The sequence below is a fragment of the Rhodococcus sp. EPR-147 genome, from assembly GCF_001647185.1.
Lineage (GTDB): Bacteria > Actinomycetota > Actinomycetes > Mycobacteriales > Mycobacteriaceae > Rhodococcoides.
Window position 1 is genome coordinate 1 of sequence record NZ_LVCU01000044.1, and the last position, 670, is coordinate 670.

The following is a 670-nucleotide window of genomic DNA, read 5'->3' on the forward strand; positions in this document are numbered from 1 at the left end:
GCAAGGCACAACGCACTTCCGACGCCGACGATGCGGTCCGCCTGTCCTCCGATGGCACCTACGTGACGTCGAGGGGCGACACTCGCATGGAGCTGTGGCGGTCGGACATGGTGCGCACCCTCGAATACGGTCGAGTGGATGCCCCGGTCAATCCGGGTAGTCAGCCGCGAACCGGGTGCACGCTGCTGTCCTCGGCGTCGACGAACTCGCGGACGGCTGTGCTCGAACAGTGCCCGGGAGAGACCGCTGCCCGATTGTCGCTGATGAATCCTGCACCCAAGGACGCCGGTAAACCTGAGGAGTACGGGTCGACGGTGGTACCGGAACTCGTTCCCCGATCCGACGCACCCACTGCCGGGCAGATCATTGCGATCACGGGCAGCGTTGTCGCGCTGTACATTCCAGCGGAGAACGGCGCGCCCGACCGGGTAGGACTCTACGACGACGCGGCCGCGAAACTGTCCGAATTCACTCTTCCGGCCGGCTCCTCCCCTACCCCGGATCTTCCTGCGACGAAGGCAGGTTCGGCTCTCACCTGGTTCACCGGCACGGGGGTCCAGGCGTTCGATTCCAACAACCTGAGCCCTCTCTGGACCGTCCCCGGAGCCCTCGGAAGTGGAGCGGTCATGGCAGGCCGACTCCTCTTACCGGTGCCCGACGGCATCTCGGT

General features: G+C 65.7%; 1 protein-coding gene. It reads left to right on the forward strand.

The annotated features are described in order from the left end of the window. Nucleotides 1-670 (forward strand): Rv3212 family protein (locus tag A2J02_RS28030; protein ID WP_442971439.1); only part of this gene is annotated, 670 nt, incomplete at both ends.